The following is a 15355-nucleotide window of genomic DNA, read 5'->3' as shown; positions in this document are numbered from 1 at the left end:
GCTGGCCAGAGGGCGACGGCGGCGAGGGCTGTCGAAAAGTGCCAGTCCCGCGCGCAGCATCCACTATCCTTCGGGCGTGGACGCCGCCACGCCCCGCATACCGCCGACCGTGCGGATCAGCCCGAGCGCGGCGGCTCGTCACGCCGGCGCCGACGAGTCGGACATCTGGCAGCACACCCCCGACGAGGTCGTCGAGGGCAAATACCGGCTGGTCCAACCGCTCGGGCGCGGGGGCATGGCCGAGGTCTGGCTCGCCGTGCACGTCACGCTCAAGACCGAGCTCGCCGTGAAGTTCCTCAGCGCCTCGCTGACCGGCGACGCGGAGCGGAGCCGCACCGTCCTGGAGAGGTTCCGGTTCGAGGCCCAGATCTCGGCCCGCCTGAGCGCGCGCACGCGGCACATCGTCGCGGTCCACGACGCAGGGGTCCACGACGACATCCCTTACCTGGTGATGGAGTACATCCCGGGGCGAACGCTGTTCGCCGAGGTGCGCCAGAAGGGGCCGATCGATCCGGCGCGCTTCGGGCACATCCTTGATCAGATCGGGGACGCGCTCACCGTGGCGCACGACATGGGCATCGTGCACCGCGACCTGAAGCCTTCGAACGTGATGCTCGTCGACACGCCCGGCACGGAGCTGACGGTGAAGGTCGCGGATTTCGGCATCGCCAAGGCGCTGCACGGCGATCTGGGCCTGGATCGACCGCAGGAGACGGAGGCCGACGTCATGCTGGGCTCGCCGAACTACATGAGCCCCGAGCAGCTCGCCTCGCCGCTCGCGGTCGACGCGCGGGCCGATGTCTGGGCGCTCGGCGTGCTGGCCTACGAGGTGCTGACGGACTGGACGCCTTTTCAAGGCAACAGCATCGCGGAGATCATCGTGGCGGTCAGCACCCGCGATTTCGAGCCTGCCACGGAGGTCCGGCGATCGCTCCCCCAGGGGCTCGACGCCTGGTTCTCGCGCGCCCTCGCGAAGGGGCCGGCGCAGCGGTTCGCCTCGATCCGCGAGATGGTCGGAGCCTACCACGCCGCGCTCTCGGCGCCGCCGCCCGAGCGGCCCGCGGAGGTCGCGGCGCCGCGGCGGCCACGGCGGGTGGCGCCCGCCGTGGCGCTGGCCTGCCTGACCGCGCTCGGGGGAACCGCCGCGCTGGCGGCGCGCCTGCTCGATCGGCCGCGCCTGGAGCAGCCGGCGCGGCTCATGGCCCCCGGCGTGCGGGGCGCGCTCCAGGCGGTCGCGCTGCGCTCGCCCCCCCCGCCGCAGCAGCCCGCCGCGGCGGAGCCGCCGGCCACGGCCGAGCCGCCGGCCTCCGCGGCGGCGCCCGAGCCGCCGGCCTCCGCAGCGCCTGCGCAGCCGCGCTCGTCCCAGCGCCGCCCCGGGGCTGACAAGGCCGCCCCGCGCGCGACGGCGACCGCCGCGCCCACGGTGCCCCGGCGCCGCAAGGAGATCGACAAAAGTGAGACCTTTTGAGCGACGGCTCATCACGCTCTGCAGCGTCGCCATGCTCGCGGCGGCGCCGGCGCGCGCGCTCGCCATCGGGGCCGAGGAGGACGCGAAGACGCTGTTCGCCCGGGGCCGCGAGCTGCGGAGCACCGGACAGTGCGACCAGGCGGTCATCGCCTTCCGGAGCGCGCTGGAGATCTACCCCGAGGGGCTCGGCGCGCTCCGGAACATCGCCGAGTGCGAGGAGGAGCTCGGCCGCTATGCCTCGGCGAGGCGAGACTGGTGGGATCTCCGGCGCGCCGCGCTCCAGTCCAACGAGGCGAAGTACGCCGGGTGGAGCGATGACGCCGAGGCCCGCTACCGGGCGCTCGGCAGCAAGGTCGGGACGCTGGCCGTCCGGCTGAAAGGCGCCGAGGGGCGGCCGCCGGTCCGGGTGGTGCTGGACGGCAAGCCCCTCGACCCGAGGCTCCTCGGCGTCGAGCTCGAGCGCGATCTCGGCGCCCACACGGTCGAGCTGTTCTACGGCGGCGCCGCGCCGATCGCGGAGCGCGTCGAGCTCACGCCTGGCGCCCACCAGGTCGTGACGCTGGCCGTGCCCGCGCCGCTCCCGGCGCGCGACGCGCTCTCCGCGCCGAGCGCCTCCGGCACGCCGGCCAGCGGCGTTCGCGTGGGCGGCTACGTCGCGCTCGGCGTCGGCGGCGCCGGCGCGATCGCGACCGTCGTGGCGCTGGCGGTGCGCGCCGGCGCGCTGTCCGCGGTCGAGGAGGGCTGCTCCCCCGCCGGCGGAGGCGCCTACGAGTGCCCGCCGTCGCTCCAGGACGACTACGACACCGGCAAGACCGCCTCGACGCTCGCCGGCGTCTTCGCCGGCGTCGGCCTCGTCGGGATCGGCGCCGGCGTCACGCTGCTCCTGCTGAGCCCTTCCGAGCCCACGGCGCCGGCCGCTGGCAAGCCGGCGGCGGAGCTCGTCCTCACGCCAGCCCCGGGCGGCCTCGGCTCGCGCCTGCTCGTGAGGTTCTGAGGTCCGGCGATCGGGCGCGGCCGGCGCCGCGACACGGCGGCGTGGGAGCGCGGGCCGCTGAGCTTGTCTTTCCGCACGCGGGCGCTACCCCATGATCGAGGCGAGGGCGCGCGAGGCGGGGAGGTCGAGATGAGCTCACAGCGAAACAAGATCCTTGGTTCGATTGCAGGGAGCGGCGCCGTCGCCGTCCGCGGGGCGGCGGAGGCGCTGTTCTCCGCGGCGGGCAAGGGGCTCCTCGACGAGGGCACGCGGGAGGGCCTGAAGCGCGTGATGGTCGAGAACACCACGGCGGTCGTGGACGCGCTCGCGCCCGGGCTCTCGCTGGGCACGCAGACGACGGCGAAGCTCATCGCGGATCAGGGCGGAACGCAGGCCGCCGCGATCGTCGCGCAGGCGGCGGGGCGGCACGCGGGCCAGGCGGCGCTCACCGACGGCGTCTCGACCGCGGTCGCGAAGGGGCTGGCCCGCGAGGCGATGAAGGCCGCGGGCCGGGAGGTCCTGAAGGGCGCGGGCAAGGCGGCCGGTATCGGGTTCGTGATCGAGGGCGCCTTCGGTGCCTACGAGGGCATCACGGCCTACCAGCGAGGCGAGATGACGAGGAAGGAAGCGCTCGCGCACGCGGCGCAGGAGGCCTCGACTGGCGCGGTGGCGACCGGCGCCGGCGTGCTGCTCGCGGCGGGCCTCGTCGCGGTGACCGGCGGCGCCGCGGCGCCTCTCGTCTTCGCGGTGGGCGCTGGCGGCGCGATCGGCGCGAAGCAGGCCCTGCGGCGGCTCGTCGGCCGGGTGTCCTCGAAGGTCCTGGCCCGTAAAGTCGCTGGCGAAGGCCAGGTGGGATGACGCCACCAAGGTGGCGTGTGTCCCGGCCAGCCCGAGATCGGCGCCGGCGCCGGCGCCACGATCCGAGCGGGCATGTCGGCGCCTGGCACCGGGCAGGGCGGCGGCCGGTCCGAGCGCTTCGAGCGCCGGGCGGAGTGGACGCTCTCCTTCCGCACCGGCCTCCCCGCCCCTCTCGCCGATCGGTGCGCCCGTGCGCCCGCGCCGCTCAGAACGGCGGCGGCGCCGTCTCACCGGTCGGCAGCGGGCCCGGCTCCGGCGCGTGCTCCGACTCGACCGGCGCTGGCGCGGCCCCCGGCTCCACCGGCGGCGGCCCCTCACCTGGCGCCGGCGGGGTGCCCTCCTGCTCGGCTGGCGCCCCGCCGTCCGCCGGCTCCGCACCCGCGTCCGCCTCGGGGACCTGCGCCTCCTCGGTCGGCTCCGTCCCGGCGACGAACACCTCCTCGATGGCGTCTTCCTGCCCCTCGCGCGCGAGAAGGCCCGTCAGCGGATCGATCTTCACGCGCACGACGCCGCTCGGCACCGGGAAATCGGCGGCCGGGCGCTTCGCATGCGCCTGCTTCATGAAATCCACGAACGCCGGCAGCGCCGCCATCGCGCCCGTCTCGCCGCTGCCGAGCGGCGCCGCGTCGTCGTAGCCGGTCCACACGGCGCACGCGATGTCGGTCGAGTAGCCCACGAACCAGGTGTCCTTCGACTGGTTCGTCGTCCCCGTCTTGCCGGCGATCGGGCGCCCCAGCGAGCGCGCCTGCCTGGCGGTCCCGCTCTGCACGACCGACGTCAGCACGCTCGTGAGCACGTAGGCCTCCTCCTCCTCCATCACGCGGTGCCCCGGAGGGCGTGGCGGCAGCGGGATCTCCACCCCGCCGGGGCCGACGATCTTCGTGATCAGGACCGGCTGCTCGTGGACGCCGCCCGCGGCGATGCTCGCGTACGCGGCGGCCATCTCGCGCGGCGTGACCTCGTAGGCGCCGAGGGCGAGCGACAGATCTGCGCCGAGCTTCGACTGGACGCCGAGCGCGCCGGCGAAGGCGACCACGTTCGAGGCGCCGACGCGCGACAGCGCCGACACCGCGGCCACGTTCACGCTGTGCGCCGCCGCCTCCCGGAGCCGCGCCGGCGACTTCCCCTCGCTCTCGTCGTAGTTCTGCGGCTTGTACCCGGCGATGGCCAGCGGATCGGTGTCGAGGATCGTCGCCGGTGTCAGCGTGCGCGCGTGGATGCCGTAGCCGTAGACGAGCGCCTTGAACGTCGACCCTGGCTGCCGCCGCGCGAACGTCGCCCGGTCGAGCCCGCCGCGCATCGCCTCGTAGCCGCCGACGAGGGCGACGATCTCGCGCGTCCGCACGTCGATCGCGACGAGCGCCCCCTCGGGTCCGAGCTCGAGCCGCAGCGGCACGGGGGCCGCGGGCTTCCCCGGCTTGCCCGCGGGCGGGGCGCGCCCAGCCTCTCCGGCGGCGTCCTCGTCCTCTTCCTGGCCGGCGGCGGCCGCTTCGACGACCGGCTCCGGCGCGGGGCCGATCAGGCTGACGCGCACCACCTTGTCGACGTCGGCGAACTTGCTCGGCGGGAGCCCGTTCGGGTTGTACCGCTGCGCGCCGCGGAGCGTGACCGTGCCTTCCAGCGTGCCCACGCGCACCGAAAGCGTCCCTCGGGCGTCGTCGGCGCCCGTCACGACCCCCCGGAAGACCTTGTGGCCGGCGGGCGTCCCCTCGAAGGCCGGCGGCTCTTTCTTGCTCCGCGCGAGCGGGCCGAGCAGCTTGTGCCGCTTCGCGTAGGCGTCGAGGTTCTTGCGGACGGACGCGCGCGCCGCCGCCTGCATCGCCGGATCGATCGTGGTCGTGATCGTGTAGCCGCCTTGCTGCGCGGCGGGCCCGACGAGCTCGCGCAGCACGCGCTGCGCCTCCGCGACCACCTCGGGCGCGAGCTCGGCGAGCGATTCGGTCTCGATGGCGAGCACGACCGGCTCCTGCTTCGCTTGCGCCACCTGGATCTCGTCGGCGAAGGCCTTGCGCTGCATCTGATCGAGCACGAAGTCCCGCCGCGCCGCGGCGCGCTCGGGGTTCACCCGCGGCGAGTACACCGAAGGCCCCTTCACGACGGCGACGAGCAGCGCGGCCTCGGCGAGCGTCACGTCGCGCACGCTCTTCCCGAAGTAGTAGCGGCTCGCCTCCTCGACCCCGTAGCGGCCGTGGCCGAAGTAGATCTTGTTGAGGTAGAGCTCCAGGATCTCGTCCTTGGTGAGCTCCTGCTCGATCTTGCGGGCGAGGATGATCTCGCGCGCCTTGCGGTTGAAGGTCCGGTCCGGCGTGAGCAGGACGTTCTTCACGACCTGCTGCGTGATGGTGCTCGCGCCCTGCCGGGCCCGGGTCGAGCGGAGGTTCACCGCGAGGGCGCGGAGCATGCCGAGGTAGTTCAGCCCTGCGTGCTCGTAGAAGCCTGCGTCCTCGGCGGCGAGCGCGGCCAGCTTCACCTGGCTCGGGATCTCGCCGATCCGCACCACGGTGCGCCGCTCGGTGAAGACCTCACCGAGGCGCGTCCCGTCGCGCGCGAGGATGCGCGTCACCTGCGGGGGCCGGTAGTCCTTGAGCTCGTGGGTCGAGGGGAGATCCGCCTCGTAGTGCCGGATGACGAGCGCGATCGTGGCGGCGGCGAGGACGAGCAGCGCCGCGAGCGCGATCCCGATGCGCTTCGCCCACGTCGCGATCGTGGGGCCTCTCTCCTGCGGGGGCGCCCCGTCCGGCTGGCTGGGCGGGCGCTGCGCGCCCTCGAGGTGCGGCGCGCTCGCCGGCCGCGTTGCCCCGCTGATCCGCTCCGGCGGCTCACTCCCTCGCCCCGGCGGCCCCGACCGCCGCGCCGGCGGCTCCGACGCCTGACGCAGCGGATCCGACGCCCGGCGTAGCGGGTCCGACGCCTGACGCAGCGGATCCGACGCTTGACGCAGCGGATCCGACGCCCGATCCGGCGCATCGGTCTTCCTGACCGGATCGTTCTCGTTTCCCCCTGGGTTCCGTGATTGCTCCGAGGCCATGACGCCGTCCCCGTGAACGCTGGCGCAGGCGATGCGCATCCAGAGCGCCCGGCGCGCCGGCGCGGCGACGCTAGCACGCCCGCGGAGGCCCGCCTCGATCCGGGGCGCGCTCGCGGAGGATCAGCCCTGGAAAAGCCGCATGGCCACGATGGTGATCAGGATGCCCGCGATCAGGCAGCCCGCCGCGATGCCGACGAGGAGCAGCGGCTTCGCCTCCGCCTTGGCCGGCGCCTTGGTGGGCTGCTTGGCGAGGGGCGCCGGCGCGGGCGCTGGCCTCGCGGACGGCGCCGGCGGCTGCTGGACCATCTTCACCGTCTTCGCGGGCGACTTGAACGCGGACGACGCGGGCCCCTTGTTCGCCTGGAGCGCGGCGGCGTGCTGTTTCGACGCTTGCTCGAGCGCCGCGTTCGCCTTCTTCGGCATCATCGCCGTGTAGCCCTTGCCCGCGCCGCCCGCGAACGGCTTGAGCGCGTCCGCGAACTCCGCGGCCGACTCGAACCGATCCTCGGGCCGCTTCTCGAGCGCCTTGCCGAGCACCGCGCCGAGCCCCGGCGGAAACTGCTTCCCGGGGACGCGCTCGTCGAGCGGGATCGGGTTCCTCGTCACGTGGTGCTGGATGTACTCCATGGGCGTGCGCGCCTCGAACGGCAGCTTGCCCGTGAGCACCTCGTACAGGATCGTCGCGAGCGAGTAGATGTCGCTCCGCGCGTCGAGCACCTTGCCCTGCGCTTGCTCGGGCGACATGAACTCCGGCGTCCCGAAGACCATGCCCTCCTGCGTGAGCATCACCGACCCCGGCCTGAGCTCGCGCTCCGTCACCTTCGCGAGGCCGAAGTCGAGCACCTTCGGGTAGTCCTTCAGCCCGCCGTTGGTCGACAGGAAGATGTTCTCGGGCTTGAGATCGCGGTGCACGATCCCCTGGATGTGCGCCTCCTGCAGCGCGCCGCAGACCTGGATGAGGACCGGGATCGCGCGCTCGACGGGCAGCGGCCCTTCCTTGCGGACCACCTGGTTCAGGTTCTTGCCCTCCAGGTACTCCATCACGATGTACAGCGAGCCGTCCTCGAGCTCGCCGTAGAGCAGCACCTTGACCGTGTTCGGGTGCGTGAGGTGGCTCATCGCCCGCGCCTCACGGCGGAAGCGCGAGACGAGATCCTTCCGGTTCGCGAGCTTGGGGTGGAGGATCTTCACCGCCACCATCCGGTTCATCGCCGGCTGTGCGGCCTTGTAGACCGACCCCATGCCGCCGGAGCCGATCTTCTGAAGGATCTGGAACTGCCCTCCGAGCAGATCTCGACCGATGTTCGGGTCCGGACCGGCAGCCATGCGTGGAGTCGGAAAATACCACGCAACCCACCCGTATCGTCTATGACCGAAGCAGCCGACGCATCGGATCCCGCCGTGGAGCCAAAATGACCGTAAAAATCGACGCCCCCGGGGCGGCCGAGGCGCTCCAGAGCCCGCTCCTCGCCGCCGCCGGCGTCTCGCACGCCTTCTTCACGCGGCGCGGCGGCGTCAGCGCCCCCCCGTGGGACACCCTGAGCTTCGCCATCGCCCTCGGCGACGACCCCGCCGCCGTCCGGGAGAACCTGGAGCGCGCCGCGCGGCGCCTCGGCATCCCGGCCGCGCGGCTCTATTTCCTCAGCCAGGTCCACGGCGTCGAGGCGCGGGTCCTCACCGGTGAGGAGGATCGCGACGACGTCGTCCGCGAGATCGGGGACGTGACCCTCTCGCGCGTACCCGGCGTCGGCTGCGGTGTCCGCAGCGCCGACTGCGCCCCGATCCTCCTCGCCGATCGCCGGACCGGCGCCGTCGCCGCGGTCCACAGCGGCTGGCGTGGGACCGTCCGCCGGGTCGTGGTCGAGGCGGCCCGCGCGCTCCGCTCGCTCGCCGGCCCCGGCGCGGATCTCGTCGCGGCGATCGGCCCGCACATCGAGGCCTGCTGCTTCGAGGTCGGCGACGACGTCGCCGCCGATCTCGCCGCGTGCTCCAGCGCGGGCGCCGCCGCCGTCGTCCGCGGGGCGCCCGGCGCGCGCCCGCGCGTCGACGTCCGCCGCATCCTCAAGGCCCAGCTCGCCGAGGTCGGCCTGGACGCAGCCTCGGTCGAGGACGTCCCTGGCTGCACCGCGTGTGACCCCGCCCGCTTCTTCTCGTACCGGCGCGACGGACAGCGCAGCGGCCGCCTGCTCTCCGTCGTCGTCGCCGGCCGTACCGTCATCGGCTAGAACGCTCCCATGGTCTCGCTCGCGCGTGACTCCTCGCCGATCGTGCTCGCCATGGTGGGCCTGCCCGCCCGCGGGAAGACGTCCATCGCCCGCAAGATCGCGCGGTACCTGTCGTGGCTAGGCCACCCCACGCGGCTCTTCAACGTGGGCAACTACCGCCGCGCGCACCTCGGCACCGCGCAGCCGCACCAGTTCTTCGACCCCAACAACACCGAGGGACGCCAGGCGCTCCTCGGCATGGCGATGACCGCCCTCGACGACCTCATCGGCTGGCTCAGCTCCGGCGGCGAGGTGGCGATCTACGACGCCACGAACAGCACGCGCGCTCGCCGGAACCTCGTCATCGAGCGCTGCCAGGCGCACGGCTTCCCGGTCGTCTTCATCGAGTCGATCTGCAACGACGAGTCGATCATTGAGACCAACGTCCGCGAGACGAAGCTCCGCTCGCCGGACTACCAGGGCGTCGACCCGGAGGCGGCGCTGCGCGACTTCCGCGCGCGCATCGCGCACTACGCCCGCGCGTACGAGCCGCTCGGCGAGCCCGAGCGGAGCTACATCAAGATCATCGACGTCGGCCGCCAGGTCGTGCTGAACCGCATCCACGGCTACCTGCCGGCGCGCCTCGTCCCGCTCTTGATGAACATGCACCTCACGCCGCACCCGATCTGGCTGACCCGCCACGGGGAGAGCGTGTTCAACGAGAAGGGGCTGCTCGGCGGCGACTCGGATCTCAGCGCGCGCGGCGACGAGTACGCGAAGAACCTCTCCGCGTTCATCCACGAGCGCGCCGGCGACGAGCACGTCAACGTCTGGACGAGCACGCTGCGCCGCACCATCCAGACCGCGCGCCCGATGACGCAGAACCACGTCGCCTGGCGCGCCCTCGACGAGATCGACGCGGGCGTCTGCGAGGGCATGACGTACGAGGAGATCCGCCAGCAGATGCCCGAGGTCTTCAACGCGCGCGCGGCGGACAAGTTCCGCTACCGCTACCCGCGCGGCGAGTCGTACGAGGACGTCATCCAGCGCCTCGACCCGCTGATCATCCAGCTCGAGCGCCAGCGCTCGCCCGTGCTCGTGATCGGCCACCAGGCGGTGCTGCGCGCGCTCTACGCCTACCTCGTGGATCGCCCCGCGCCCTCGTGTCCGACGCTGCCGATCCCGCTGCACACCGTCATCGAGCTGACCCCGACGGCGTATGCCTGCGAGGAGCGCCGCTTCCAGCTCGCGCCCGCCGTCCAGGGCGGCGACTCGAGCACCGCGCACCCCTGAGGCAGCGCGGCCGCGCTGGAGGTGCGGGACGCGCTGCGGCGGGGCCGCGCCGGCTCAGCGATCCCGGCTGATCAGCTTGCGGAGGAGCTCCAGCGGGTGGAACGGCAGCATCGCGGCCATGTCGCTGTCGGTGCCGGCCCGCTCGAGCACCGCCCGCACCGCCGGCGCCACGATCCCCATCGGGTCGATCCGCTCCACGAGCGCGCGGAGCGCGCTGAGCGCCGCGCGCCCCGCGTCGATCCCGAGCGGGATGGCGAGGGCCGCCGGCACCGGCGCGAGGATCACGTCGCGCACCGCGACCGCCCTGGCCCAGGCGCCCGGGCTCGGGTCGACCTCGAGCTGCCGGATCGTCTCCGCCTCCGCGAAGCAACCGAGCGACAGCTCCCCTGCCCGCTCCTCGATGGCGCGCGAGAGGTGCCGGTAGTCGCGGCGCCAGTCGCCCGCGAGCAGCCCCATGTCCTCCCGCACCTCGTCCGGCCCGAGGATCAGGTTGATCCCGCGGGCGTCGCGGCGGAGCGCGACGCTCGTCCAGAGCTCCCCGCCTTCGAACAGGCCGATCACCACCGTCTTGCCGACCCCGGCGAGCGACTCCAGCGTGCCGCGCACGACGCCCGCCGAGGGCATCGGCACGCCGCGCAGCCTCGCCGGCCAGAGATCGATCCTCCCGGCGAGGAGCTCCTCGCGGGCGAGCTGCAACAGCAGGAGCGACTGGCCGATGAGATCGTCGCCGCGCCGCACCCGCGCCCCGAACCGCTCCACGATGGCCTCGAGGACGCCCGCCTCGATGACGGCGGCCCAGCTCGCGTGGTGGCTCGCGGCGAGCTCCTCCGCGGAGAGCGGGAGGGCGCGCTGCGCGTCGTCGATCCGGAGCCGGCCCGCGTCCGTGTGCACGAGCTTCCTGAGCTTGCCGCCCGCGTGGACCGCGACGACGCCTCCGCGCGGACGGCCGACCTCGCGCTCCTCGATGACCGTGCGCCTGGGCCGGAACAACGACAGCACGCGAACCCAGTCGGTCGCGGTGAACCCCTCGAAGCGGACGTCGGGCGAGAGCACGGGGCGAGCCTACCGCCGGCGCGCTCGCTGCGCGAGCGTCACCCCGGAGCGCGTCGCCAGCCCGGCGCGCGCCGCCTGCCGGCGCACGGCTACGCCCCCCACCAGAGCATCTCGTGCACCTGGCTCTCGCCGCGGACGGGCACGATCACCCGGATCTTCTGGCCCTCGATCTGGAGCACGTGGGCGGGGAAGCTGTCCGCCGGGTAGTAAAGCGACTTCACGAAGCCGTTCGCGTCGAGCCAGAGCAGGTGCACCCCGTCCGCGGTCGCCCCGTGCATGAGGAGCATCCGCCCGCCGCCGAGCAGCGCGAACTCCATGCTCTTGAAGCCCAGCTCCTCGAAGCGCTCCGGGGACGGAAAATCGTCGCCCACGGACCTGAGCTCCGGCAGGTGCGCGCGGAGGTGCTTGTAGAGCGTGTCGTAACGGACCTTCGCGAGCTTCGGGATCCGCCGGTCGCCCGCGGCGAGGATCGGCAGCCGCTCCGCGTCGAACGTCGGCACCTCCACGTGGGTGCGGTAGCGATCCACGAGCCTGCCGCGACCGATCTCCTCGTCGCTGAGCGCCTTGAGCCACCACTGGAAGATCGCGAGATCGCCCGTCCCTGCGCTCGACTCGAGCCGGACCAGCGACTCCCACAGGGGCCTCCGGACCTGCCATGTTCCGCCGTGATTCTTGACGACGCACGCCCCGACGTAGAGCGCCCCGTGCGTCACGAGGGTGACGAGCATGGGAGGCTCGCCGCCCGCGCTCGCCGCCGGCGCGCCGCTCGATCCGCGCGCGCCGGAAGGACCGCCTGCCGGCGCGAGCCAGGCGTCGCGCCGCTCGCGCGTCAGCGCCGCGCCCAGCCGGTGGACCGACGCATCGGAGAAGTCGAGCCCGAGATCGGGCGCGCCGAACGCCGCGGGCGCGAGGCGGGCGAACACCTCCGCTGCGTGGTCGATCTGGGCCAGGATCGACGGGTTTCCAGCCGGGTTCGCGTCCGTGGAGCGCACGCCTGCCAGGTCGGCGAGCGCGCCGGGCGGGTAGTGCGGCGCGAAGAAGCGCTCGAAGATCTGGGCGGCCGTGATCGGTTCGGCGGGCATGGCTCGGGGCCGTGAGGATCGGCGTGGCAGAGGGGCGGGCGACCGCGGCCGGCCGCCGCGGCTCAGAACATCTTCTTGCGCTTCGACGAGCTCAGGATGCCGAGCATCTCGCGGTACTTGGCCACGGTGCGGCGGGCGATCTTGATGCCGTCCGTCTCCTCGAGGATCTTGACGATCGCCTGGTCGCTGTAGGGATTCGACTTGTCCTCGGCCACGATGATCTTCTTGATCGCCTGCTTGACGCTCTCCGAGGCGATGTCTTCGTCGGCGACCCTGTGGATGGATGAGTTGAAGAAGTACTTCAGCTCGAAGAGCCCCTGGGGCGTGTGCACGTACTTGTTCGACGTCACGCGGGAGATGGTGGACTCGTGCATGCCCACCGACTCGGCGACGTCCCTGAGGATCATGGGCTTCAGGTAGCCCACGCCGCGCTCCAGGAACTCGCGCTGCTTCTCGACGATGCACTCGGTCACCTTGATGATCGTGCGCCGCCGCTGCTCGATGGCCCGGATCAGCCACTGCGCGCTCCGGAGCTTCTCGCTGATGAACTCCTTCGCCTTCGGGTCCCTGAGCATCCGCTGGGCGAGGTTCTCGTTGATGTAGAGCCGCTGGAGCCCCTTGTCGTTGTCGGTGACGACGAACTGGGTGCCGTCCTTGATGACGTACACGTCCGGGGTGATGGCGATGGTCTTCTCGTCGACCTCGGCGAAGTTGCGCGCCGGCACGCTCTCCAGCTTCTGGATCTCCTGGACCGCGTCGTAGACGTCCTCCAGCGGGATCTTCAGCGCCTTCGCGATCGCGGGGAAGTTGCGCCGCTCCACGTTGTGGAGGTGGTCCCTGATGATGGCCATCTCGATGTCGTCGAAGCCGAGCACCTCCGCCTGCACCCGCAGGCACTCCGACAGGTCGCGGGCCGCGACCCCGACCGGATCGAAGCGCTGGATCATCGACAGCACCTCCTCGGCGTCCTCGGGGTGGAGCTCCGCCTCCCGCGCCAGATCCACGAGGCTGAGGTCGGGCCCCTTCGTGCCGTCCGGACGTTCGCCCCCCTTGAGGTCGAGGTACCCCTTCTCGTCGAGGTTGCCGATGACGAGCAGCGCAAACTGCCGCTCGTTCTCGACGAAATCGCTCATCTGGAGCTGCCAGAGCAGGTGGTCGCGCAGGTTCGACGGCTTGGTCAGGTTCTGGTCGATCGGCGGCAGCTCTTCGAAGCCGCCCCGGTGCGCGGGCATGGCCTGCTGGAGCTGCCTGTTCTCCAGGAACTGCTCCCAGTCCACTTCCTTGACCCGCTTCTCCGTCTCGCGCGCCGCGATGTCGGTGTCTCGGTCGAACCGCTCGCCGTTCTCGAGCCGCTGCTCCGTCGGCAGGTCAGCGTTCCTCCCCCGCTGATCCCCCTTGTCGCCGTCCCGCGCCTTCGGGTCGGTCATGTCGTCCGCGAGGACAGGGTTGCCGTCCAGCTCCTTCCTGATCTCGTCGACCAGCTCGAGCCGCGAGAGCTGCAGCAGCCGGATGGCCTGCACCAGCTGCGGGGTCATCACAAGCTGCTGCGACAGCTTGAACTGGAGCTTCATCTCCATGCCCATGAGGAGCTCCTTCTCTCAGTTCGCCGCCAGCGCCACCCGCCGAACGGGGGCCGGGGCATTGCGCGAGGTTCGTGCCATCGAGTGTCTCATTGGTGGCCTCACCCCCAACGTAGCATCGAACGGGGCAGCGGCCCGGGTCTTGCTTTCACGTCTGCACCAAAAAATAGCGCAAGGCTTGCATCGTATGCCGCTGAACATGGTTTCAGCCTTCGCCGCGGTAGATTTTCGCCCCGCGCGGAGCTCTGCCCCCAGCCAGTTCGGATTGGCCCCCATCTGCCGATCGTTGCACTATCGGCCGACGATCGGGAGGCTTGAAATCCCGAAAGGTTGGGCGAAGGCGCGATGGGAAAGCCGAAGGTGCGCGGACCTACGCACGGGCACGGGATGGAGGTGGAGGGCGTGCGCGGCGGGGCTTCGCAGGATCTCGAGAAGGAGCGGATCCTGTCTCGCTCACCCCTCGCCTCGCTGGCCTCACCGAGCCGGCGGGTGCTGTTCGAGCTCGGCCGGGTCGAGCGGCTCGCGCGCAGGCAGTGCGTTTGCCAGCAGGGCGCGCCGCCGAGGCACCTGTTCCTGATCGGTGCGGGTCGCGTGAAGGTCGAGCGCGTCGCCGACGGTCGGGTGGTCCCGCTCGGGCACCGCGGGCCTGGCGACCTCGTCGGCGAGGGCGCGCTCGCGGGCGCGACGGTCTCCTCCGAGGGCGCGACGGTGCTCGACGAGGGGAACGCGCTCGTGGTGCCGCTCGCCGGCCTCGAGCGGCAGCTCGCCTCCGACGCAGCGCTCCGAGGCGCGCTCGCGGCGGCGCTCGTGGCGCGCAAGCTCGAGACCGAGGCGCGCCTCGGCTCCCTGCTCCTCTGCACGGTCGAAGCGCGCCTGATCGAGTTCCTCCGCGCCGCCGCGCGGCGATGGGGGCAGCCCCACGCCGCCGGCCAGCTCGTGTCGGCTCCGTTCACGCACGCGGACATCGCGCTGCTGATCGGGTCCACCCGCGAGACGGTCACCCTGCTGCTGGGCAAGCTGAAGCGCGCCGGCCTGATCGCGTTCGAGCGGCGGCGGATCGTCATCCGGGATGGCGAGCACCTCGAGGTGCTCGCCGCGACGGCCTGAGCGTCCGCCCGGCGGGGCCGCTGCGCGACCTGCGCTGGAGCCGGTACACCGCGGCGCCGTTCGGCTCGATGACGGTGCGCCGCTCGGCGGGGTGGCCCTCCACGCCTTCTACACCCGCCGCAGCGCCAGGCGCGCTCGGGCGGCTCCCCTCCAGGTCGGCGCGTTCACCCTGGACCAGACGGAGGCGAGGAAAGATCCCGGACTGCGTGGATGGCCGGGGGCTGAGGTCGACGAAGATCGTGCTGAGCAGCCGGCCGAAGGCGTACGGCTTGAGCAGGACCTCGCTGACGTCGTCCGTGCCGTCGCACGAGACCGGCTCGTCGGCGCAGAAGATGACCCGCCGGGGCATCGTGCCCTCGCGCCGCAGGCGGCCCAGGATCTCCCGGGCGCCTTTCGTTCCGTGGGCGAGATCGATCAGCGCGACGTCGTAGACGCGCTCGCGGGATAGGGAGATCGCTTCCTCCAGGGTCGCGGCCGGGCTGACGAGCGCGCCGCGGTTGCAGAGGAGGAGCGCCGTGGCCCTCCGGAGGACATGGTCCTGATCGAGGAGGAGAACGTTCGGTTGGTACGTCATCGGGTATCCCTGCGGCTTGCAGTCGAATTGCGCCGCATCGACGAGGACGGCGACGAGCGCGCCCCTCCGTCGTTCAGCGGCGGCATCCGCGTCCGCGGACGGTCCCCCCTTCGCAACGCACGTGCCGAAGGCGAG

At 72.5% G+C, this 15355-nt stretch carries 12 protein-coding genes; 6 read left to right on the top strand and 6 right to left on the bottom strand.

Translation table 11 applies throughout. The features are described from left to right. Positions 1-76: 76 nt before the first annotated feature. The 3 genes from WMF27_RS00220 (at position 77) to WMF27_RS00210 (ending at position 3299) form a co-directional block, all read left to right on the top strand. Positions 77-1468, top strand: coding sequence for a serine/threonine-protein kinase (locus WMF27_RS00220; RefSeq protein ID WP_437762290.1), 1392 nt, complete (start codon positions 77-79; stop codon positions 1466-1468). After that, entirely contained in the window at positions 1455-2462 is a 1008-nt protein-coding gene (locus WMF27_RS00215; RefSeq protein WP_437762291.1) for a tetratricopeptide repeat protein, read from the top strand. Before WMF27_RS00220 ends, WMF27_RS00215 begins: the two co-directional genes overlap by 14 nt. A 129-nt stretch (positions 2463-2591) precedes the next feature. Continuing rightward, positions 2592-3299, top strand: a complete 708-nt coding sequence (locus tag WMF27_RS00210) for a hypothetical protein (protein ID WP_437762292.1) — start codon at positions 2592-2594, stop codon at positions 3297-3299. Positions 3300-3504: 205 nt separating this feature from the next. On the opposite strand, the gene WMF27_RS00205 is transcribed toward WMF27_RS00210, so the two are convergent. Both WMF27_RS00205 and WMF27_RS00200 read right to left on the bottom strand, forming a co-directional pair. Next, positions 3505-6327, bottom strand: coding sequence for a PBP1A family penicillin-binding protein (locus tag WMF27_RS00205; protein WP_437762293.1), 2823 nt, complete (start codon positions 6325-6327; stop codon positions 3505-3507). Between the two features lie 120 nt (positions 6328-6447). Further along, the gene (locus WMF27_RS00200; RefSeq protein WP_437762294.1) at positions 6448-7653 is read right to left on the bottom strand and encodes a serine/threonine-protein kinase; all 1206 of its coding nucleotides are present in this window, start codon (positions 7651-7653) and stop codon (positions 6448-6450) included. A gap of 86 nt (positions 7654-7739) precedes the next feature. Between WMF27_RS00200 and pgeF the strand changes: the two genes are divergently transcribed. Then, the gene (gene pgeF, locus WMF27_RS00195; RefSeq protein ID WP_437762295.1) at positions 7740-8552 is read left to right on the top strand and encodes a peptidoglycan editing factor PgeF; all 813 of its coding nucleotides are present in this window, start codon (positions 7740-7742) and stop codon (positions 8550-8552) included. A gap of 9 nt (positions 8553-8561) precedes the next feature. Next, on the top strand, positions 8562-9824 hold the full coding sequence (locus tag WMF27_RS00190; RefSeq protein WP_437762296.1) for a bifunctional nucleoside/nucleotide kinase/histidine phosphatase family protein: 1263 nt from the start codon (positions 8562-8564) through the stop codon (positions 9822-9824). A gap of 54 nt (positions 9825-9878) precedes the next feature. On the opposite strand, the gene WMF27_RS00185 is transcribed toward WMF27_RS00190, so the two are convergent. The 3 genes from WMF27_RS00185 to rpoN form a co-directional block, all read right to left on the bottom strand. Continuing rightward, entirely contained in the window at positions 9879-10877 is a 999-nt protein-coding gene (locus WMF27_RS00185) for a hypothetical protein (RefSeq protein WP_437762297.1), read from the bottom strand. An 89-nt stretch (positions 10878-10966) separates the two neighbouring features. Further along, on the bottom strand, positions 10967-11959 hold the full coding sequence (locus WMF27_RS00180; RefSeq protein ID WP_437762298.1) for a hypothetical protein: 993 nt from the start codon (positions 11957-11959) through the stop codon (positions 10967-10969). Between the two features lie 62 nt (positions 11960-12021). After that, positions 12022-13542 carry an RNA polymerase factor sigma-54 gene (gene rpoN / locus WMF27_RS00175; RefSeq protein WP_437762299.1) on the bottom strand — a complete coding sequence of 507 codons (1521 nt, stop codon included), beginning with the start codon at positions 13540-13542 and terminating at the stop codon, positions 12022-12024. A 342-nt stretch (positions 13543-13884) separates the two neighbouring features. On the opposite strand from rpoN, the gene WMF27_RS00170 reads away from it, so the two are divergent. Next, the gene (locus tag WMF27_RS00170; protein ID WP_437762300.1) at positions 13885-14646 is read left to right on the top strand and encodes a Crp/Fnr family transcriptional regulator; all 762 of its coding nucleotides are present in this window, start codon (positions 13885-13887) and stop codon (positions 14644-14646) included. Here the strand turns inward: WMF27_RS00170 and WMF27_RS00165 are convergent. Further along, a complete protein-coding gene (locus WMF27_RS00165) occupies positions 14600-15220 on the bottom strand; it encodes a response regulator (RefSeq protein ID WP_437762301.1) in 621 nt (206 codons plus the stop codon). The genes WMF27_RS00170 and WMF27_RS00165 overlap by 47 nt on opposite strands. Positions 15221-15355 lie beyond the last annotated feature (135 nt).

It is taken from the genome of Sorangium sp. So ce281, from assembly GCF_051527395.1.
GTDB lineage: Bacteria > Myxococcota_A > Polyangia > Polyangiales > Polyangiaceae > Sorangium > Sorangium cellulosum_B.
The sequence above is the reverse complement of the archived record's forward strand: the minus strand, read 5'-3'. Positions and strand labels throughout refer to the sequence as shown.